At 57.8% G+C, this 19545-nt stretch carries 20 protein-coding genes; 3 read left to right on the top strand and 17 right to left on the bottom strand.

Features of this window, described 5'->3' with window-relative positions; all coding sequences use genetic code 11:
• Positions 1-39 precede the first annotated feature (39 nt).
• Genes I6J26_RS00155 through I6J26_RS00145 form a run of 3 tightly spaced genes read right to left on the bottom strand, consistent with a single transcriptional unit; the run spans position 40 to position 1270 of the window.
• Positions 40-204, bottom strand: coding sequence for a hypothetical protein (locus I6J26_RS00155; RefSeq protein WP_181815368.1), 165 nt, complete (start codon positions 202-204; stop codon positions 40-42).
• 4 nt (positions 205-208) lie between these two features.
• Positions 209-907: a YceI family protein gene (locus I6J26_RS00150; protein WP_115022160.1), complete on the bottom strand. Its 699-nt coding sequence runs from the start codon at positions 905-907 to the stop codon at positions 209-211.
• A gap of 3 nt (positions 908-910) precedes the next feature.
• On the bottom strand, positions 911-1270 hold the full coding sequence (locus tag I6J26_RS00145; RefSeq protein WP_115022157.1) for a hypothetical protein: 360 nt from the start codon (positions 1268-1270) through the stop codon (positions 911-913).
• A gap of 129 nt (positions 1271-1399) precedes the next feature.
• Here I6J26_RS00145 and I6J26_RS00140 point away from each other — a divergent pair, with 129 nt between their 5' ends.
• Complete coding sequence (locus I6J26_RS00140) at positions 1400-1783, top strand: RNA polymerase-binding protein RbpA (RefSeq protein WP_115022155.1); 384 nt, start codon at positions 1400-1402, stop codon at positions 1781-1783.
• Between the two features lie 72 nt (positions 1784-1855).
• Here I6J26_RS00140 and I6J26_RS00135 read toward each other — a convergent pair whose 3' ends face one another.
• The 9 genes from I6J26_RS00135 to I6J26_RS00095 form a co-directional block, all read right to left on the bottom strand.
• Positions 1856-2491: a hypothetical protein gene (locus tag I6J26_RS00135; protein ID WP_115022153.1), complete on the bottom strand. Its 636-nt coding sequence runs from the start codon at positions 2489-2491 to the stop codon at positions 1856-1858.
• Positions 2492-2589: 98 nt separating this feature from the next.
• On the bottom strand, positions 2590-3504 hold the full coding sequence (locus I6J26_RS00130; RefSeq protein WP_115022150.1) for a carbohydrate ABC transporter permease: 915 nt from the start codon (positions 3502-3504) through the stop codon (positions 2590-2592).
• A 3-nt stretch (positions 3505-3507) separates the two neighbouring features.
• Positions 3508-4353 (bottom strand): carbohydrate ABC transporter permease, encoded by an 846-nt coding sequence (locus tag I6J26_RS00125; protein ID WP_115022147.1) that lies wholly within the window; start codon positions 4351-4353, stop codon positions 3508-3510.
• A gap of 200 nt (positions 4354-4553) precedes the next feature.
• Positions 4554-5888 carry an ABC transporter substrate-binding protein gene (locus I6J26_RS00120; RefSeq protein ID WP_115022145.1) on the bottom strand — a complete coding sequence of 445 codons (1335 nt, stop codon included), beginning with the start codon at positions 5886-5888 and terminating at the stop codon, positions 4554-4556.
• Between the two features lie 401 nt (positions 5889-6289).
• Positions 6290-7537 (bottom strand): DUF4032 domain-containing protein, encoded by a 1248-nt coding sequence (locus tag I6J26_RS00115; protein WP_115022143.1) that lies wholly within the window; start codon positions 7535-7537, stop codon positions 6290-6292.
• Positions 7538-7565: 28 nt separating this feature from the next.
• Complete coding sequence (locus tag I6J26_RS00110; RefSeq protein ID WP_115022140.1) at positions 7566-8696, bottom strand: ABC transporter ATP-binding protein; 1131 nt, start codon at positions 8694-8696, stop codon at positions 7566-7568.
• A 180-nt stretch (positions 8697-8876) separates the two neighbouring features.
• Entirely contained in the window at positions 8877-9752 is an 876-nt protein-coding gene (locus I6J26_RS00105; RefSeq protein ID WP_181815367.1) for a polyprenol monophosphomannose synthase, read from the bottom strand.
• Positions 9752-11281 carry an apolipoprotein N-acyltransferase gene (gene lnt, locus I6J26_RS00100; RefSeq protein ID WP_115022137.1) on the bottom strand — a complete coding sequence of 510 codons (1530 nt, stop codon included), beginning with the start codon at positions 11279-11281 and terminating at the stop codon, positions 9752-9754. The genes I6J26_RS00105 and lnt overlap by 1 nt, the downstream gene beginning before the upstream one ends.
• Positions 11281-11844 (bottom strand): FxsA family protein, encoded by a 564-nt coding sequence (locus I6J26_RS00095; protein WP_115022135.1) that lies wholly within the window; start codon positions 11842-11844, stop codon positions 11281-11283. The genes lnt and I6J26_RS00095 overlap by 1 nt, the downstream gene beginning before the upstream one ends.
• A 70-nt stretch (positions 11845-11914) precedes the next feature.
• Here I6J26_RS00095 and I6J26_RS00090 point away from each other — a divergent pair, with 70 nt between their 5' ends.
• Entirely contained in the window at positions 11915-12739 is an 825-nt protein-coding gene (locus I6J26_RS00090) for a cobalamin biosynthesis protein (protein WP_115022133.1), read from the top strand.
• Here the strand turns inward: I6J26_RS00090 and I6J26_RS00085 are convergent.
• Together I6J26_RS00085 and I6J26_RS00080 are read right to left on the bottom strand one after the other, a co-directional pair.
• Positions 12736-13470, bottom strand: a complete 735-nt coding sequence (locus I6J26_RS00085; RefSeq protein ID WP_115022131.1) for an SDR family oxidoreductase — start codon at positions 13468-13470, stop codon at positions 12736-12738. The genes I6J26_RS00090 and I6J26_RS00085 overlap by 4 nt on opposite strands.
• A complete protein-coding gene (locus I6J26_RS00080; RefSeq protein WP_115024337.1) occupies positions 13470-14552 on the bottom strand; it encodes a M24 family metallopeptidase in 1083 nt (360 codons plus the stop codon). Before I6J26_RS00080 ends, I6J26_RS00085 begins: the two co-directional genes overlap by 1 nt.
• Positions 14553-14612: 60 nt before the next feature.
• Here I6J26_RS00080 and I6J26_RS00075 point away from each other — a divergent pair, with 60 nt between their 5' ends.
• Positions 14613-15230 (top strand): serine protease, encoded by a 618-nt coding sequence (locus tag I6J26_RS00075; protein WP_239121800.1) that lies wholly within the window; start codon positions 14613-14615, stop codon positions 15228-15230.
• Here I6J26_RS00075 and I6J26_RS00070 read toward each other — a convergent pair.
• The 3 genes from I6J26_RS00070 to tatA form a co-directional block, all read right to left on the bottom strand.
• On the bottom strand, positions 15217-18054 hold the full coding sequence (locus I6J26_RS00070; protein WP_115022128.1) for a DEAD/DEAH box helicase: 2838 nt from the start codon (positions 18052-18054) through the stop codon (positions 15217-15219). The two genes, I6J26_RS00075 and I6J26_RS00070, sit on opposite strands and share 14 nt — an antisense overlap.
• Before the next feature lie 77 nt (positions 18055-18131).
• Positions 18132-19184, bottom strand: a complete 1053-nt coding sequence (gene tatC / locus I6J26_RS00065) for a twin-arginine translocase subunit TatC (protein WP_430392497.1) — start codon at positions 19182-19184, stop codon at positions 18132-18134.
• A gap of 72 nt (positions 19185-19256) precedes the next feature.
• Positions 19257-19520, bottom strand: a complete 264-nt coding sequence (tatA, locus tag I6J26_RS00060) for a Sec-independent protein translocase subunit TatA (RefSeq protein WP_115022124.1) — start codon at positions 19518-19520, stop codon at positions 19257-19259.
• Positions 19521-19545: the final 25 nt, after the last annotated feature.

Below are 19545 nucleotides of genomic sequence, written 5' to 3'. Positions count from 1 at the left end.
ATAAAGTCACTGTGACGTAAAGGGTTGGGATTCCCGCACCTAACGCTGCCGGTATGCCATGGCGAGTTGGACAACTGTCAAGGCGACAAGGACCGCAGAGAACGCTGCCAACAGCTTCGTGCCCGTGAACCAGATGAAGATGCCGAAGCCCGCGAGCACAACGAGGCGCACCCATAAGACGGTGATGAGGTGACGAGACTTCATGGCGCTACTTCTGCAGGGTTACGCGGACATTAACGTCGCCAACCTCAGAGATTTTGGCAGCAATCATCTCCGGGGTTTCTATGCCGAAGTCCAGGCGATTGATCGGAATATCGCCGCCGAGGATGATGGTGTCACCATCGCGCACGACCTGAAAATCAGTCGTGACTTTCTGAGTCTCGCCATGGATGGTGAGATTGCCAGTGAGCGGAATGGTGGCTGGTGAAGCGTCGTCAGGCACGCTAGAAAGATCAGCTCGTTCAGTCAGCTCGAACGTGGACTCCGGGTATTTTGCGACCTCAAACAGTTTGGTCTTCATGTTCTGATCGCGCACCTTTTTATCGGTGGTGAGAGTTGTCATATCCACGGTGATGGTAGCTGCTTCTACGACCGAGTCTGAAATGGTGGCCTGACCAGTTACTTCTTTAGTCGAGCCGGACGTTGTGCGCTTGTCTGCAGGAAGGATTTCGTCGATAGTAAAGCCCGCTGATGTGAAGTTATACGGCGAGCCTTTGACCACGTTCCACTGCCCGTCAAGTTCCGTCGAAGCGGCCTTCACCCGGTCTAGATTTATGGGTTCAGTCTTGACACCACGGCCCATAACCAAAGAGAACACGAGCGGTCCGAGTGCCAACGCGGTCGAGGCGAGAATCAGAATCACGAAGACGCTGATGACCAGCTTGCGGTTACCAAATACTGATTTCATGTTCTATCTCAATTCCTCTAGCTTGCGTGCTAACGTGACCAGCTCCGTACACAGTTCTTCCATCTCCTCAGCGCTGGCGCTTTCCGACGCCGCCGTCGCCACATCTTCTGCACAGCACCGCAGCTCAAAGAGGCCATCACGTAGCTGATCGGCCCTATCTGGGGTGAGGATAACGGCATCGGCAGGGATGGCAGTTCCCGCAACGTTCTGGCGCTGCTCATAAGCACGTTGCTTACATGAGGCCGAACAAAATTTACGTGGTCGACCGCGTCCGCCCTGCGGGATGTCTTTGCCGCACCATTGGCAGGTGGTGGCGCCTTTTCGACGTGGCGAGCCTGGCTGCCGATCCTGTGTACCAATCACTCCACACACCTTAGCCCATAAAGCTGAGGGTGGGAACAAAGGCTTGGGGACGTTCGTTATACTAGAGGAACTTTAGGTGATAAAGGTTGCTCCTTACCCTCCCTCACTACTTGAAAAGGATGATGTTGCATGGCAGATCGCGTGCTCCGTGGCAGCCGCATGGGCGCTGTGAGCTACGAAACCGACCGCGACCACGATTTGGCGCCCCGCCGAATGGTGAAGTACCGCACCGAGGACGGCGAGATTTACGAGGTGCCATTCGCGGATGATGCGGAAATCCCTGAGGAGTGGATGTGCAAGAACGGCAAGCTTGGCACCCTCGTGGAGGGCGAAGGAGTCGAGTCCAAGCCCACCAAGCCGCCACGTACTCACTGGGACATGTTGCGTGAGCGTCGCTCTATTGAGGAACTCGATGAGTTGTTGACGGAGCGCATCGACAACCTCCGTTCCCGCCGCCGCGCAGCTGCTCGCTTGCTCAAGGAGCAGAAGGAACAGGAAGAGAACGAGTCCTAAGACCTCGTTGAGCTTCCTGCCGTAATGGCTAAGGGTAGAGGCCCGTTAGGGCGCCTCTACCCTATTGTCGTTTTAGGAGTTTCTAGCGGTCTGCGTCGAAAGCTCTGGCCACTGCAGCGCCAGCTCAGCCAAGTAGATGGCGAGGGCTGGGCCGAGCACGGCGAGGAAGAAGACGAAACTCCCCCATTGTTCCGGGAAAAAGAACGGAAAGAGGACCATAAGCACACCCGGCGCAATCGCCAGGAGTGTCCGTGGTAAGTGCGCTACGGCGTGGGTTATGGCCGCTGCACACCGACGCCGAAACCCACTGTTTGGAGCATCGAGGTGAAAGAACCAGACACTGATGCAGCTCAGCACGATGAGTCCGGAGATAAGTGCGGCACGTAAAACGATACCCATGTGCCCTAGGTCGGCCCTGGCAATGATGGCGAACTCATAGGCCGCTAGCCCGGCTGCTGCGAGACAGACAAGCCACCAGGCGGTATTGGTCCATGGACGGGTGAGCACGTTTCGGATGAATGTGGAACCACGCCGCGATCCTTCTTCCCGAACCATGTGACCGGTGACCTCGTGGGCCGTACGCAGTGACATCCCCCCAGTCACCACAGGAAAACATGTGATGACGACAAGCACGTTGACGATAACGAGGTCAGCGAACAGGCTCAGAACGGCATAGAACTTCGACTCGGGCCCTAGGAAGCGGTTCATGGTTTCCTAACGTATCGGATGTGTGCTGACGACAGAGAACAGGCCTCCCGAAAGACTGCGGGAGGCCTGTTGACACGGTGGCAATTCGAAGGGATTTCTTAGCCCTTGACCGCGCCCGCGGCCACGCCTTCGATGATGTGCTTCTGCGTCGAGAAGTAGAAGATAACAATCGGAATGATTGCGAGCACAAGCATGGCCATCATGGCACCCATATCGCGGTTACCGTTGGAGCCCACGAAGGACTGGATAACCACCGGGATGGTCTTGTAGCGCGTTGACAAACCAATGACCAGGTACGGCAGGAGGTAGTCGTTCCATACCCACATGGCATTAAGAATGGCAACCGTCACTGCGGTGGGCTTGAGCATAGGCCACACCACGCGGAAGTAGTTCTGAATCGGGCCACAGCCATCGATCATGGCGGCTTCCTCAACATCGATGGGAATCGATTTTACAAAGCCTGCAAACATGAACACCGAGAGTCCAGAACCGAAGCCCAAGTACAGGACCACAATTCCTAGCGGGTTGTTGAGGTGAAGCATGTCGGCAATCTTGACCGTCGGGAACATGACCATCTGGAACGGGATAATCATGGATACGACGAACAGGTAGTACAGCAGACTAGTCCACCAAGTCTTGACTCGCGTGATGTAGTACGCCGTCATGGCGGAGAAAAACACGATGACGATAACAGAGAGAATCGTGATGACGAAGGACCACAGCGTAGCCTCAAGGAAGCCCTGCTTGGTGAGTCCTACCATGAAGTTCTCAAAGCCCACCCAGGTTTCGCCAACCGGCAAGGAGAATGGGTCGGAGGAAATAGCGAACTTCGACTTGAAAGAGTTGATAAAGATGAAGAGAATCGGGCCAAGGAACACAATGGTGAAGAACACTAGGATGGCGTAAACCACGAATTTTGCACCACCCGACATGCGGGTTTCATTATCTGAAGGCAGCTTGTGCTCCTTCTTTTTGGTGGCCGGGACGGCGTGCGCAGAAGTGCTGGTAGTCATGACTTAAGCCTCGATTTCCTTGGAACGGGTCGCGCGCAGCTGGAAGTACGCGATGACGACCACAACGACGACGAAGATGACGGCCTTGGCCTGTCCCACGCCCTCGACGTTCATTCGGTTGAACAGCGTGTTGACGATGTTGAGCGCCACCATTTCCGTCTGTCCGCCAGGTGCGCCGTTGGTCAGCGCGAGGTTTTGGTCGAAGAGTTTGAAGGAATTCGACAAGGTGAGGAACAGACAGATGGTGATGGACGGCATGACCATCGGAATGGTCACGTGGCGAAGCATTTCCCATTTGTTAACGCCATCGAGCTCAGCGGCTTCGATGAGTTCCGGGGGAACGTTTTGCAGGCCGGCGATGTAGATAATCATCATGTAGCCAATGAGCTGCCAGTTAAGCAGCATGATGAGGCCGGCGTAGCCAAATTTCCAGTCGGCCGAGATGGTGGTGGCATAGTTAGCGAGGATCGCATTGATCATGGTCTGCCAGGTATAGCCCAGCACGATGCCACCGATGAGGTTAGGCATAAAGAACACTGTGCGGAAGAAGTTGGTACCGCGCAGTTTGCGGGTCAGCATCCACGCCAGGAGAAAGGCGAAGACATTGACGGTAATCACCGAGACGATGACCACGAGGACGGTGAAACCGAAGGCCGAGATAAATCCTTCGCGTTCCGAGAAAGCTTTGACGTAGTTGTCAATGCCCACCCACTTGGCGTTGGTGATCGTGGTGAACTTCGTAAAGGACAGGAAGAAGCCCACGATGAATGGGACCAAGAAGGCAATCATGAATGCCAGCAAGGTGGGCAAGACAAAGACTGGGAAGTACTTCTTCAGCGTTGCTTGCATGGTGGTGAGACCTTCAATTCAGTGGAACTGTGTGAGTGAATCGTGCGCGGCTCGCACACGCTGTGTGAGAGCGTCTGCTTCCTCTCCCCCTGTGTTGACTGCTAGTGAGAGAGGTAGCACACGCCCCCACGGAGGGAGCGGGCGGGGGACGCCATGAAGAGACGCCCCTCGCTGAGGTTGAAACTTCAAGGAGTTCTTAGTTAACCCCAGTTGGTTTCCTTTTCAGCGGCCCAATTGTCCTTGAACTGAGCCACAACATCCTCCCACTTCAAGGTGCCGGAGGCGTACTGCGAGAGAGCCTGGCCAAAGTCATCCTTGAACTGCTGGGACGGGAAGTACTGGAAGTTCCATGGGTACGTGGTGAGATCCTTGTTCGCAATGGCTTCTGCCACCTGCTTTGCCAGCGGATCGTTTGGAGTGTCTTCCTCGGTGTAGGACTCGAACGGAGCGATGAAGCCCAGGTCCTTGACCACGTGCTCCTTGCCTGCATCAGAAGTAAACAGCCAGTCGACGAAGTCCTTCGTGGCCTGCTGGTCTGCTTCAGATGCCTCGGAGTTGATGCCGAGGTAGTTCTCGGTACCAACGTTGAGGCCAAACTTCTCCTCATCCGGAAGGCCCATGTACATCGGGAGGAATTTAATATTGTCTTCCTTCACAACGTTGCCGGAGGTCTCAGAAATCTGGGACCATGCCCAGTTACCGTTCTGGACCATGGCGGCCTTGCCTTGGGCGAATTCGGCCATGGAGTCGGTAACTGTCTTGGACGGTGCGAGAGTCTTCTCCACAGTGGAGTTGTCCAGATAGAGGTCGAAGAGATTCTTGAACTCCTTGTTGTAGGAGAAATCAATCTCGTTGGTGTCCTCGACGTTCTTGTCCTGGTACTCCTGCCAAATTGGGGCGTTAGCCAGGTGAGTCTGCCAGCGCCAATCTTCACCAGAGGTCAAGGAGGTAGAAGCGAAGGCACCGTCGATGCCGAGTTGGTCCTTCTTGGACTGCATATCCTCGGCAACTTCCTTGAGCTTCTTGTAGTTGGTGATCTCATCGGTGGACTTGATCTTGGCACCAGAGGTTGCGATGTACTTGTCGAAGATTTCGTCGTTGTAGATGATTCCGAAACCCTCTACAGCAAACGGAACACCGCGTACTTCGCCGTCCTCGGTGGTGAGTGGCGGAATATCCTCGGTGAGCTGCTGTGCTACCTCCGTATCGGACATGTCAGCCATGTAGTCCTGCCAGGTGATGAATCCTGCTGGGCCGTTTACCTGGAAGAGCGTCGGGGCTTCGTCCTTACCAATCTCAGCCTTGAGGGTCTGCTCATAGGAGCCGGAGGCAGCGGTAACGACCTTGACCTTCACGCCAGTTTCCTCGGTGTAGGCCTTGGCAATCTCTTGGTAGGCGGCATCCTGCTCAGGCTTGAAGTTCAGGAAGTAGACATCGCCTTCGTCGTCTGCAGAACTGGAGGAGCAAGCTACGAGGCTGGCGGCGGCAAGCATGGAGGCCATGGTGACCGACGCGATTCGAGTGAGACGCTTCATTGTTTCCTCATCTTTCTTGATGAAACGCTGGTGTAAGGGGCCATGCAGTAACAGCCGGCCCCCTGCGTATGTGGTTATCTCCGGGTCTGTGCTCTCCCTAAAGGAGCATCGCCCGGCGCCTACTAGTTGTGAGGATAACGGGATATACCCAGTTATGAACTAGCTAGCTTGACTTCCACTTTAGTGAGATAATCCACATAAACAAAAAGAAATTGCACGAATACGTCCGATTGTGACCATATGCATATCTAGGTGCCCGAAAACTCCCCATTTATGGGGGCATACGGACTTAAATCTGGGAACTATACGCAGAAAGTGCGCCTCTGGTGTTTGACCATCTGTGTGGTTTAAAGCGTCAGCTAGGGCACGCGGGCGGTTATAACAAACCGCCGATCGTGTCGTTAAAACTCTGCGTCGAAACCGCGCGACACCGTTCGAAGGAGCCGTGCTTCATCGCGGCGCGAAGGCAGAACGGTCGCGAGATAGGATTCGGTGGCCTCGGCGAGGGAGACGGCTTCTCCCCTATCTTGAGAAAGAAACCAGCGATGATCCGTGATCTCGTGAAATACCTGAGCTGGTTCAAGCTTGCCCAGCAGGTCATCCGGGATGGCGGCGATGGTGGGCTCGTATTCTTGCGTCATCCAGCGGTGTGCGGCCTGGGTTAGGCTGACATGAGGACTGCATTCCACCGCTTGGTAGGCCTGAATGGAGCTGAGGAGACGCTGGGCCTGGTGCTCCTCAACGCTTAACCCTGTGAGGCTGAGAAGCTGCGCGCGGTAATGCCCTGGGTCCACCACAACGGGGCGGATGCGGACGGTGTGCTTGGAAGCGTCTTTACTGACCTTGAGCTCGCCGACATCAAAGCCCAACTGATTGAGACGATCAATGCGCTCGGAGACTTTCCAATATTCGCTCGCGTCCACGGATTCTTCCGCGGTGAGTTCCTCCCAGAGCTCGAGGTACGAGGACTCGACGAGGCTTCCAAGCGCAATGACATCGATGCCTGTGTCCAAATAGTCACCGGCTTGCAGGTCCATTAATTCGCCGATGATGTTTACGCGGGCAATGTCAACGTCGTAAAGCCTGCGTGATTCTGACAAATTGGGCTGAAACTCCCCTGTTTCAGCGTCGACGAGATAGGCCGAGTAAGTCTCGGCATCGCGACGAAAAAGAGTATTGGACAAGGATACATCGCCCCAGTAAAAGCTGAGAAGATGCATGCGCACGAGTAACACGGACAAGGCGCGGATGAGTTTTTCAGCCTCCACCGTTGTGAGCTGTCGGGAGAAGATCTCGCGGTACGGCAGGGAGAATTCCAAGTGCTCGGTGACTAAAGCGGCAGTGAGCTCGCCGTATTCCTCATCCGCGGGTTGGCGGCCAGTAATAACTGCAACTGGGCGAACGCTAGGCGCCCCTAAGCGCTGAAGCTCGCGGAGCATTTTGTACTCATGATGAGCAGTGCGTACTCCAATCTCCTTTACCGCGATGATGCCTCGCTCGACACCCACAAAGCGAACGATGTGCCGGGAAATACCCCGAGGCAGCGCGGCGATGAGTTTATCGGGCCATTGCTCCAACGGGGTGTCCCACGGAAGCGTCAGTAACGCTGACGCATACGTCGAGGAGGTGATGCTCATGGACTCCTTCATGACAGGTCACCTCTTTTCACGGACGTCTTTAGGGTAGACGAACGCCGGTCGACGCCGAGAAGTTGTGCTGGCTGCCCTCAGCAATGCGGGCGTGGAAGACGCTGCCGGGGGCGGGTGCAGTATTCGGGGCCGCGCGCACGACGATTTGCCCCGACTCAGGAACGTCCTCGGCTGAAGAACCGAGATCGCCATCACCAACGAGCTTGCCGTAGAGGAAGGAATCGGAACCAAGCTCCTCCACGAAGTCCAAGGTAATCGGGATGGAGTGCTCGGTGGACTCGCCTTCGGGGATGATCTCCAAGGCTTCTGGACGGAAGCCTATGGTAATCCGGTTGTTGTCCTCCGGAGTCATTGCGGCGAGGGTTTCCTCGGAGAGCGCGATGCGCGCCTGTCCAGAATGTGCCACGCCATCCTTCACCGTGAAGGTGCCGAGGTTCATAGCCGGGGAGCCGATAAAGCCCGCGACAAAAACGTTAGCTGGGCGGTCATAGAGCTCGCGCGGGGCACCAACCTGCTGGAGGTAACCGTCCTTGAGTACCGCAATGCGGTCACCCATGGTCAAGGCCTCGGTCTGGTCGTGGGTGACGTAGACGGTTGTGACGCCCAGTTTGCGCTGGAGCGCGGCGATTTGGGTACGAGTCTGGACGCGGAGCTTGGCATCGAGGTTCGACAGCGGCTCATCCATGAGGAAGACCTGTGGGTTACGTACGATGGCACGCCCCATGGCCACGCGCTGGCGCTGACCACCTGACAATGCCTTCGGTTTGCGCTCCAGATACTCGGTAAGGCCGAGGGTAGCTGCTGCTTCATCGACACGCCGGTTGATTTCGTCTTGCGACTTACCAGCAATCTTGAGGGCGAAACCCATGTTCTCGCGCACGGTCATGTGTGGGTAGAGTGCGTAGTTCTGGAAAACCATGGCAATGTCACGGTCGCGCGGAGCAACATGGGTGACGTCCTTATCACCGATGTAGATGGCGCCTTCCGTGACGTTTTCCAGACCTGCCAGCATGCGCAGTGTGGTGGATTTACCACAGCCGGACGGGCCGACAAGAACGAGGAATTCGCCATCGGCAATCTCCAAGTTGAACTTCTTTACGGTGGGCTCCGTGGCGCCAGGATAAGTTAGAGTGGCGTCTTTGAACGATACGGTTGCCATTGCAGTGTCTCCTCCATCGGCAGGTACGTGCCGAACGATCCTTAGTGTGAGAATGGCGTGAAGTGAATCACGTTGCACGGTAGAAGTGCCACTTACGACATTAGCACCGCAACTGGTCATTACCACAAAAGCCCGCGAGCAGTCTTCTGCTCACGGGCCTTAAAAGGGCGAAAACGGTGTCTAACGCTTCAACGTGTTGGAGACCAAGTGGGTTACATCGTCTACGAACTCGCCAATCGCGTTCTTGGCCTTGGTGGCCTTCGCGCCGAGCTCAAGGTCTTCCACAGCGCGGGTGGCGAGCTTGGATACTTCACCGCTGAAGTCGCTGACCTGCTCGGAGCGGTGAGCGATACCCCACTTGGTGACCTCGAGGAGGGAGTCCTTGACAAAAGAGCCATCCAGCTTGGATTCACCCAGCTCGCGCTCGGTAAAGGTAATCGGGACCTCACGTACGTCAAAGCCGTCCTTGATGGCGCGGAAGGCAACGTCCACCTGGAAGATGTAGCCAGCCTTGGACAAGCTGTCGAAGTCAAGGTGCTCAAGCAGTTCGCGACGGAAGGCGCGGTAACCCGCGGTCATATCGTTAATGCCTGCGCCAAGGGCGACAGAAATGTACTTATTGCCCAGGCGTGAGAGTAGCTCACGGTTGGCTGGCCAATTGACGGTTTCGCCACCCGGAACATAGCGCGAGCCGATGACGAGATCTGCTCCCTTGTCGATCTCTTCGAGCAGCAGGTGCAGCTGCTCTGGGGCGTGGGAGCCGTCTGCGTCCATTTCACACAGCACCTGGTAGTCCTTCTCCAAGCCCCACTCGAAGCCAGCGATGTAGGCACCCAGGAGGCCGCCTTTGCCCTCTCGGTGCAGGACGTGCAGGTTGGCGTCCTCTGCAGCCAACTTATCGGCTGCTTCACCGGTGCCGTCCGGGGAGTTATCGTCCACGATGAGAATGTGAACCTCCGGGGTAGCCTTGCGCACGCGGCCGGTGATCAGCGGCAGGTTCTCAATCTCGTTGTAGGTGGGGATAATGACCAAGGTGGATTCGCGGGTCGAGCTCACTAGTTCTTTGCTCCTTTAGATTTCGTACGTGGCGCACTACTACGAGTGGACAATGAGGTGGAATAGACCGCGAGCAGCGCGCAGACCGTTCCAATAATAGTCATGAGCAACTGCAGGATCGAACCATAACGCACCGCAAAAGTCCGGCCTTTTCTCAAAGGCAGTTCTTCTTCAAGATAGGCAGATTCAAAGATTCCGCTTGCCTGGCTGACACTGCCATCCGGATGCACGATAGCGGAGACGCCCGAGGTAGCCGCGACGATGACCGCACGGTCAGTCTCCAATGCCCGAAGCCGGCTCATAGCAAGCTGCTGGTAAGTCATGTCCGAGTCGCTAAACGTCGCATTATTCGTGGGCGTGGTTAGTATCTGCGCACCGTTGTTGATTGCTGTGCGGAAGGCTTGATCAAAGCTCACCTCGTAGCAGGTTGCCACGCCCACAGTCGTGCCGGCCATGGTGACCACCCCGGATCCATCGCCCGGTTTCATATCCCCGGCAAGGTCGACCAGATCGGTGATCTTTGCAAAGAAGTCCCGCATCGGCATCGTTTCACCGAAAGGCTGCAGATACTTCTTGTGGTGGTGCTCTCCTACCGTGCCATCGGGATTGAAAACCTGCATCGTATTGCGCGCACCCACCTCATCGACGGTCAAGGTTCCCACGAGGATGGGGGCATCAATGTCGTGCGCGGAGGCGTCGATAAGCGCACGTGCGTCGTCGTTTGTGAAGGGATTGATATCGGAGGCATTTTCTGGCCAGATAACGATGTCTGGGCGCGCTCCGTCCTGGGCGGCTTGTTCGGTAACCCGGACATGGTTGTCGAGCACTGCGCGGCGTTGGGCTGCGAAGTCCAAGCCGAGGCGCGGAACGTTGCCTTGGACTGCTGCGGCCGTGACCGAGCCCGTCGTGTTACCTGGCCGGTCGATCCCGAACCCGGCGAGAATACCCGCTAGCAACGGCAGCGCAATGAGCACACAGGCAAGCTTCGGCGCGCGCGCCAGACCAACGAGGCCCCCTGCGACACACACCACGGCGAAGGAAATGAGCGCTGGACCGCCCCATGGCGCGAGGTGAGCCAAGGGGCCTTCAATCTGGCCCCAAGCTAGGCGTACCCACGAGAAACCGCCGAAAGGCACCGAGGAACGCAGCAATTCCACCGCGACGTAGAAGAAGGGAAAGAGTGCGAAGCCATGGCGCCACCGCAACAGTGCCGCCCCACCGATGCCCAACAGAATGCTGTAGAGAGACAAGAAGACTGCCAGAGCAATGTAGGGCATGTTGCCCACGAGCTCGCCTATCCACGGCAACATACATAGGTACAGGACCGCGCTGTGTACCGTAGCGATAAGTGCTGACCACGCCAGCGATGGTTGAGACTGTGACTGGGCATGACGCCACGGCGACAGCGCTGCAACTAACAGCGCCACGCCGAAAACACCGGCAGCCCACCAGCCGCGCGGTTCGACGGCAAGGAACGTGATACCGCCGGAGACGGCAGCCAGAATGAGACGCGCGAGTACCTCGACCACTACTTCTTGCCGTCCCCGAAGTCCTCAGGCTTGACGTGCTGGGTCCACTCCCGCAGCTCGTCCTCATCAATGATCTCGTGGTTGAAGTTATTCGGATCCACCGGTCCTGATGGGCCCGTAGTTCCAAAAGAACCATAGGAATCGCGGTGCTGGGCCATCGGTGAGGCCTCATAAACACGCACGCCTAGGTTCTCAATCTTCTTGAACATGGATGCGGCCAAGAGCGTTCGGATAATAGAACGTGTCGGTGCAAAGATCAGCAGCGCGCCCAGAACTGTGGACACAAACCCCGGTGCAGAGAGCAGGATGCCGCCCACCATAGTCAAACCCACGTTTCCTGCGGTTTTACCTGGTGTGGGGTCTTCCATGACATACACGCCGTCCCCGGTTTGGCGGATGCGAGCGGACATCATGCGGCGCACTTCCCAGCTGGCGATGGTCATGCCAAAGAGCATGGTGAGCCCTAAAGCAAGCAGGGCCCAGAGAACGCCGATCCAGTTCGCGACGGCCCAGAAGGCGAGGGTTTCCAGAAGGATGTACGCGATGAACAGAACAAAGGGCATGCCGCCTACCCTACTCGGTTTACCTGCCGGTTCGCTGCTGCCCCTCCTAGGGCCAGTAGACTGAGTCATCATGTCTCATACCTTGCACTTCTATCCGGCTGGCGGCGTGGTGACACCTGAGCAGTGGCTGGCGCTGGGCCAGGCAGCACGTGAGCACGCTGATGGCTATGTCTACCTCGATGAGCACAGCGTTCTTACCTTGCGTGGAGTTGACGATGAGGCCGATATGAGCAGTGTGTCACTGCCCCACAGTGCCCCGCACGTCGTGGCCTCTCCGCTGTCTCTGCATGCTCGTACCTTGGCTGTGCGCGTGGCTGAGGAGCTCGCTGCGGTGGTGCCGGAGCACGAGGGCGCTCTCACGCGCTTGGTGCACACCGTCGTGGGCATCGATGGTGGCCACGGTGACATTGTGGCGCACGGAGTATCGCTAGGCCTACAGCTGCAGAACCCGGCAAATACCACGTTGGTGCGCCTTATCCAGGATGGCCGCGTGTCCGATGAGGTGCTGGCGCTTGACGACGCCCTCCCCGCCCTCATCGACTCCGTTCTTACGTCGGTCACGAGCGACGCCGTTGCGGGCGAAGCTATGTCCTCCGCCGAAGCTGAAGGAGCCCACTCGGATCGTGGTCCCGCAGCGTTGGCACACGCGCCCATCGGTTGGCTCACCGAGCACACCGCTAAGGGCCGCGTCGATCTGGGCGCAGGATTACACAAGGGTGTTCTGCCGGGCGAGTATGCCGGACTTATTGCTCAGCTAGACGTACCTATTACGGTGACACCGTGGCGAGGCTTGGTGCTCCACGACCTTGCGGATGGTGATGCGGACGTCGTCCTGCGCGTCCTAGCCCCACGTGGGTTCATCTTCGACGCGCAATCACCCTATCTGCAGGATTAACGCGGCATGTGCCGCCAGATGGGGCGCGGCACGAGCTTCATAATCCAGGCCAAGAGCTGAAGCGCGCGTGGAATCCATAGCGTGCGCGAGCCTGAACCGGATTCAATCACCCGCGCGACGGCTTCCGCGACTACGTCTGGCGTCACCGACAACGGCGCCGGCTTCATACCAGTTGTCATGGAGCCGATAACAAAGCCAGGACGTGCGGTAATGAGTGCCAAGTCGGTTCCGTGCAGTCGGTCCGCTAGGCCCTGGCAGAAAGCATCCAGCCCAGCTTTGGTCGAGCCATAGACATAGTTGGCACGGCGTGCCCTCCACCCCGCAATCGACGAGAATGCGACGATGTGGCCAGAGCGCATAACATCGGCCAACACGGTGAGCATGGATACCTGAGCTGCATAGTCCACCAGCGCGATATCAAAGGCATGGGCCTCGTCGCGTTCTGCACGGTCCTGATCCCCCAAGATGCCGAAGGCAACCACGGCCGTGGTGATGGGTTCACCCGCTAGCTGTGCCGCGCGCTCGACGACGTCTCGATGGCCCTCAACTTCAGCGGCATCAAAGGACAGGGTATGGACCGCGGTGGCTCCTGCTGCGGATAGTTCTTGCTGTAACTCCTCCATGCCGTGCTCGCCCCGTGCTGCCAGGACGACTGGGCGGTCATGGCACAACCGGCGAGCGAGCTCTCCGCCGATGTCACTTCGCCCGCCAAGAATCAACAGAGCACCCATTAGCGCAGCTCCCGCGGTGCTTGGTTGAGAGATTCGTGGCCTCCCGCAGTGGTCACTACAATGTCTTCTAGGCGCATTCCCCATTTACCTGGAACATAGATGCCTGGCTCGATGGAAAACGCCATGGACTCAGCGAGCTCCAGCCCATTGCCTTCCATGATGAAAGGCTCCTCGTGAGTAGACAGCCCAATTCCGTGGCCAGTGCGGTGGGTGAAGTAGTCTCCCCACCCGGCTTCCTCAATGATCTGGCGGGTCACACGGTCAATTTCTTGTGCACTGACGCCGGGGCGTGCTGCAGAGCGGCCAGCAGCCTGAGCTTTCTCCAGCACTGTGTATGCCTCCCGAAAATCGGCAGGTGCTGCAGTGACATCCCCACCAACGACATAGGTCCTCGTGCAATCGGAATGGTAACCCGAAGGTAGCGTGCCACCAATATCCACCACGACGGGATCACCGGCAGACAGCACGCGATCACCGTAGTCATAATGGGGGTTCGCACCGTTAGCTCCGGAGCCAACAATGATGAAGTCAACCGTGCTGTGTTCGCGCAGTATGAGCTGACGAAGATCCTCTGCTACCTCGGCCTCAGTGCGGCCTGGCTGCAGGAGACGAGGCACCTCGATATGGACCGCATCAATTGCGTGCGCCGCCGTGCGAAGCTGATCACGCTCATCGACGTCTTTGCGAGTAAAGAGCTCAGAGAGTACGTCAGTGGCCAGAACATAGGACGCGTCGTCGAGCAGCGCCTGGAAACGCAGTACATGATCGGCCGTGAGCGTCGAACCTAACGCCACGTGGTGTGGGTTGATGTCCTCCAACGCCAAGGCATACGGATCCACGCCATCCTTCCACCCGCGAAGCTCGGCGTCCACGCCCTTGAGGGACTCAATATCAGTGCTTGGCGCTACGATAGCGGGCTCAGCATCAGGCCGGATCACTAAGCAGGTAAGCCGTTCATGGGAAGTCACCCAAGAGCCGGTGAGATAGGCGAATTCAGCGCCGGTGCCGATAAGGGCGACGTCAATGCCGCGTGCGGCCGCTACCTCACGTGCACGCGAAAGGCGGGAAGCGTAATCAGTCATGCCCGTCAGCTTACCGCCGTACTGTGCCAATCTGTGCGCTTCCTCGTTAGGCTAGAGCACGTGAAAACTCATCCCGCTGTCGTGAAAATCCATACCCGCAACGGTTATTGCTCGGGTGTCTTGGTGGATTCCTCACTTAACGCGCGCTCTCAGCACCACACTGACCTGGTCCTGACCTGCGCGCACTTCTTCCGTGACGGCCTCGAAGAGAGCGACCAGTACAAAGTCAGTGGTGGTTTTAGCCGGCGAATTAAAGCCGTGCGCACCATCGACGGCACCGATATGGCGCTGTGTGTGCTTGACGCGCCCGCGCCTGCCCGCGATGTGCCCGGAGTTGCTGTGACGACTCCGTCTTTCCGCGCTCCGATTGACACGTGGGGATTCGGGGGAAAAGCCCGTCGCGCCCAGATGCGTCAAGGACTCTTTCTCTTCCCCTTTTTCCGCACGTGGTCCGTTGACTTCCGCACGACGGTATCGCCCGCCGGTATGGTGTTCAACGCCCCTCCGGCTGTGAAGGGCGACTCGGGTGGCCCAGCATTCGTCAACGACGAGGTCGTGGGCACCCAAGCACTCATCCTCGATCCATGCGGCAAGAACCTGCGCATCGCCACTCTGGCGCTGGTTGCTCCCCACCGCCGAGCACTCATCGCGGCAGCCGCGGACCTTAAGCGCCGATAGCCACGACGCCTCGCTGAATAGCGTCAATGGCGCGCCGGGCATTGCGGCGAATTTCCTCCTCGTAGCCAGTCTTGGCGATTTGCTGGAGCAAATCCACCACCTGGCGGCACCACCGCACGAAGTCACCCGGGGTCAGCTCAGCGCCCGCTTCATTGGCGGCGGCCATGCAGTAGGCCAACGGTGCTCCTGCCGTCCACTGGTGGATGGCTAGGGCAAAAGCTGCTTCCGGTTCCCGGGTTTGGGGCAGGTGATGCCGTTTTTCATCGGCGACAAGTTCGGTATAAATCCGCCACGTATCCTCCATGGCGTCCGCCATGGGATCGGTGGCTGCCCCCGCTTCACCGCGTGTAGCCTTGCGGTTTTCAAAGACACAGAGGGAGGCCACACCAGCCAGTTCAGCTGGGTCTAGGTCGTTCCAGATACCTCTCTTGAGGCATTGCGCAACGAGGAGGTCCGACTCGGAGTGAATCTTGGCAAGACGCTCACCTTCATCGGTGATGACAGGCTCGCGGTCGTCACCGTAGCCCTCAAACTCGACGTAATCCATCTCAGCGAGAAGGTCGACGATGCGTTCAAAGGTCCGTCCCAAGGTATCCGTGGCGCGTTCGACCTTGGTTTCGAGTTTCTCCAAGTCCCGCTCGCGACGAGCGAGCTTCTGAGCTACTCCAGCCAGCTGCTCGCGGTCAGTAGCCGGCCAATGGTGGACTGGATGCTGGCGTAGTGCGTCTCGCAGCTCCCCCACCTTTTTATTTGGACGGTTTCGTGGTTCCGTGCGCATCTTCTTCGGCCGTTTATAAAAGTCCCGCTTGAAGGCATCCTGAACGTACTTGGTGTGGCGACGCGGATTCTTCTGCGCTGCGCGCGGCAGCTTCATGTGGCCCACGGTGATGGGCGGGTTCTCGATACCTTCGGCGTCGATGCGCCCGGACCATCCTGTTTCGGTGGTGACCCATGGGCGGGGATCAGCGGTTTGATTAGCTGGCGTAATGACGACTGCCAAGGTGGGGCGCTTGCGCGTGGCAATGGCAATGACGTCACCTACCTGGAGGCGTGCAAGAACAGCGGCGACTTCCTTGCGGCGCTCGTGTTTCTTATTGGCTTGGGCGGCCTTCTCCTCCTCAGAAAGTGCCCGGCGCAGGCGCATATAGTCCATGAGGACCTCGGCGGCATCATCACCATCTTTTGTAGGTGGTGCTAGGTGGGAGATGGCGTCCTCAAGTTGCGCTCTAAGTTCGCGCACGCGGTGCTCTGCACGTTCAATCTCACGGGTCTCCTCCACCACGGAACCGTCTGCTTGGAACTGAGCGAAAGATTTCTCCAGCAGGCGGAGAGATTCATCAAAGCCGAGCATGCCGAGCAAGTTAATCGCCATGTTGTAGCCCGGCTCGAAGGTGGAAATGAGCGGGTAGGTACGCGTGGACGCAAGCCCGGCGACGGCCTGGGGATCCATCGCTGGCGCCCACTGGACAACGGCATTGCCCTGTGTATCGATCCCACGGCGTCCCGCGCGTCCGGTGAGCTGCGTGTACTGTCCAGGGGTGAGGTCGACGTGAGCCTCACCGTTGAATTTGATGAGCTTCTCCAGCACCACCGTGCGCGCTGGCATATTAATGCCGAGTGCGAGGGTCTCAGTAGCAAAGACCGCCCTGACTAAACCTTTGACGAAAAGCTCCTCCACGATGTGCCGGAACGCTGGCAGCATACCGGCATGATGGGCGGCGAACCCACGAGACAGCGCTTCGCGCCAACGTTTGAAGTCCAAGACCTGCAAGTCTTCTTCCGGGATTCCTTCCACTCCGCGGTCCACGATGGCCTTGATTTCGGTTGCTTCCTCCGGAGTGGTCAGAACCATGCGGGAGCGTAAGCACTGGTAAAGGGCACCATCGCAGCCAGCGCGGGAGAAGATAAAAGTAATGGCCGGCAGCATGTTCATGGATTGCAGCTCTTTAAGCACCTCAGGGCGGCCGAGCGGACGGTAGCGGTCCTGGGCGCGGGGCGCTCCGCTGCGTGCAGCGTTGCCATGGCCTTGGTCGTCGCCCCGACGTCCGCGACCGCCACCCTTGTGGCGTGCGCGTGACCGGAAGCTGGTACGTGTGTACTCGTGGCGATCATTACCGTGATCGGATGTGCGTTCCCCCGACTCGAGCCGAGCGATGCGGCGCGCCAATTCAGTGTTGACCTGTCCACCGGAATTCGGTTCGAAAAGTGGGTAAATCTTGCGCCCCACCATCATCCACTGATCCAGCGGGACGGGGCGCTTCTCCGAGACGATGACGGTGGTATCTCCACGCACGGTGCTGAGCCATCGACCAAATTCTTCTGAGTTGGACACGGTTGCGGAAAGACCAATGATGGAAACGTGTTCATCAAGGTTGAGGATGACCTCTTCCCACACTGCTCCGCGGGAAGCGTCTGCAAGGAAATGGATTTCATCCATGACCACATGGGTAAGCCGGTCGAGTGCACCAGATCCGGCATAAATCATGTTGCGCAGAACCTCGGTGGTCATAACGAGAATGTCTGCCGAGGAGTTGATGGAGACATCACCAGTGAGCAGGCCGACGGCGTCTTCGCCGTGTGCCTCGACCAGATCGTGGTACTTCTGGTTACTCAGAGCCTTAATCGGGGTTGTGTAGAAACAACGTGTTCCCTGGCTCAACGCTAGGGACACGGCAAACTCACCCACGATGGTCTTGCCCGCACCCGTTGGCGCACAGACCAAGACGCCATGACCGTCCTCGACGGCCTGGCAGCCTTCGACCTGGAAGTCATCCAGGGAGTACGGCAGGGCGCGGGTAAACTCATCCAGATGCGTCAGTGTCATAAGAACCCAGGGTACCTGCCTAATGGACGTCCGGCGCAGTGAGGCGCTTACCCAATAAGAGGTGGGAAGCGGCAATGCTAGAGAACGTCGTCGAAGAACTCACCCTGGGGCGGCTGAGTACGTGTATGGGTGCTCGGCGGAGTGGCCTTAGATGGAGCAGGAGAAGCCGTGACACTCGTCGGGGCTTCTACTGGAGTAGGTGCCTCAATTCCACCTGGTCCTTCTCCCAGCGGAGAGGCCGTCTCATCGTCGAGGTCCATCCACTCGGGGCGCGTACGGTTTCGGCGCTTGTCGTTGATTCGGCAGAACTGGAAGGCGATCTCTACGAGGAAGACCAGTGCCAAGGCCAGAACCAACATGGAGAAAGGCTCTTGACCAGGTGTGACCACCGCGGCGAAAATCATAATCGCGACGATGATAATGCGGCGCTTGTCCTTGACATGCTGGTACTCCAAGACGCCGACCATATTGAGGCACACGATGAGCAATGGGATTTCAAAACTCACGCCGAAAATCATGAGCAGCGCCAGCAGGAAATAGAAATACCGCTCGCCGGTCAGCGCAGCAGTCTGGAACTCTTCACCCATGCCCATGAGGAACTCAAGGCCGACGGAGAGGATAAAGTAGGCCAGCACAGCACCAAGGACGAACAATACTACCGCCGAGAAGACAAAGAAGAAGGTGAAGCGGCGTTCGTTCTTGTGCAGGCCGGGGACGATGAAAGCCCAAATTTGGTACAACCACACAGGCGAGGACAGCACTGCACCGGCCAGTGCACCTACTTTGAGGCGAAGCAAGAGCATCTCAAAGGGACTGGTGGCCAAAAGGCGGCATTCGCCATCGGCAGAGAAGGACACACGGCTTTCTTCAGGCAATGAACAATACGGCCCACGGAGGATCTCGCCGAGCGGCGCGATATTAAACGGTGCGTTCTGATACCAGATGAAACCCACAATGGTGCCCACGACGAGGGCAAGCAAAGAGATGACGATACGCCTGCGCAGTTCCTGCAGGTGCTGAACCAGGGTCATCTCCCCGGTAGGGTTCTTAGGCTTGCGCCGAAGCTTTGAGGTCCACTTCTGCCTGCGAGACGTTGTCGTCGTAGTTGGTGGTGTGCTCCTATCGCTCAAGGCACACGTCCTCCCCTCTCAGGCAGAAAGTTGTTGTTAGTGGTGGGTGGGCCGCGTCTAGTTCTGTGCGTTCTAGTTCTGCGTGCCGTCGACCGGCTTGGTGGAGCGCGGCTGCATCTCCGGACTATTCCAGAAGTCCTCGTCGTTCCTCTTCGATGCAGCGATCTGGCCCTGCTCGTTAGTGGTGTTGTTCTCGTCCTTCATCTCTTTAACCTCGGACTTGAAGATGCGCATGGAGCGGCCGAGAGAACGGGCCAGCTCTGGGAGTTTCCTAGCGCCAAACAGCAGCACAATAACGAGGACGACAAGGCCGATTTCCAAAGGTCCCACGGTCATGGGGATGCCCCTTCTTTCGTAGTTG

The organism is Corynebacterium minutissimum (assembly GCF_016889765.1).
GTDB classification, from domain to species: Bacteria; Actinomycetota; Actinomycetes; order Mycobacteriales; family Mycobacteriaceae; genus Corynebacterium; species Corynebacterium minutissimum_B.
The sequence above is the reverse complement of the archived record's forward strand: the minus strand, read 5'-3'. Positions and strand labels throughout refer to the sequence as shown.

Excerpts from the sequence above, each read along its gene's own strand:
- I6J26_RS00085 (WP_115022131.1), bottom strand. The coding sequence starts at position 13,470 with ATGGGTGCTCTGTTGATTCTTGGCGGGCGAAGTGACATCGGCGGAGAG.
- I6J26_RS00095 (WP_115022135.1), bottom strand. The coding sequence starts at position 11,844 with ATGCCCTTTGTTCTGTTCATCGCGTACATCCTTCTGGAAACCCTCGCC.
- I6J26_RS00130 (WP_115022150.1), bottom strand. The coding sequence starts at position 3,504 with ATGACTACCAGCACTTCTGCGCACGCCGTCCCGGCCACCAAAAAGAAG.
- I6J26_RS00155 (WP_181815368.1), bottom strand. The coding sequence starts at position 204 with ATGAAGTCTCGTCACCTCATCACCGTCTTATGGGTGCGCCTCGTTGTG.
- I6J26_RS00135 (WP_115022153.1), bottom strand. The coding sequence starts at position 2,491 with ATGAACCGCTTCCTAGGGCCCGAGTCGAAGTTCTATGCCGTTCTGAGC.
- tatA (WP_115022124.1), bottom strand. The coding sequence starts at position 19,520 with ATGACCGTGGGACCTTTGGAAATCGGCCTTGTCGTCCTCGTTATTGTG.
- I6J26_RS00150 (WP_115022160.1), bottom strand. The coding sequence starts at position 907 with ATGAAATCAGTATTTGGTAACCGCAAGCTGGTCATCAGCGTCTTCGTG.
- I6J26_RS00120 (WP_115022145.1), bottom strand. The coding sequence starts at position 5,888 with ATGAAGCGTCTCACTCGAATCGCGTCGGTCACCATGGCCTCCATGCTT.
- I6J26_RS00115 (WP_115022143.1), bottom strand. The coding sequence starts at position 7,537 with ATGAAGGAGTCCATGAGCATCACCTCCTCGACGTATGCGTCAGCGTTA.
- I6J26_RS00070 (WP_115022128.1), bottom strand. The coding sequence starts at position 18,054 with ATGACACTGACGCATCTGGATGAGTTTACCCGCGCCCTGCCGTACTCC.
- I6J26_RS00140 (WP_115022155.1), top strand. The coding sequence starts at position 1,400 with ATGGCAGATCGCGTGCTCCGTGGCAGCCGCATGGGCGCTGTGAGCTAC.
- I6J26_RS00080 (WP_115024337.1), bottom strand. The coding sequence starts at position 14,552 with ATGACTGATTACGCTTCCCGCCTTTCGCGTGCACGTGAGGTAGCGGCC.
- I6J26_RS00110 (WP_115022140.1), bottom strand. The coding sequence starts at position 8,696 with ATGGCAACCGTATCGTTCAAAGACGCCACTCTAACTTATCCTGGCGCC.
- I6J26_RS00125 (WP_115022147.1), bottom strand. The coding sequence starts at position 4,353 with ATGCAAGCAACGCTGAAGAAGTACTTCCCAGTCTTTGTCTTGCCCACC.
- I6J26_RS00090 (WP_115022133.1), top strand. The coding sequence starts at position 11,915 with ATGTCTCATACCTTGCACTTCTATCCGGCTGGCGGCGTGGTGACACCT.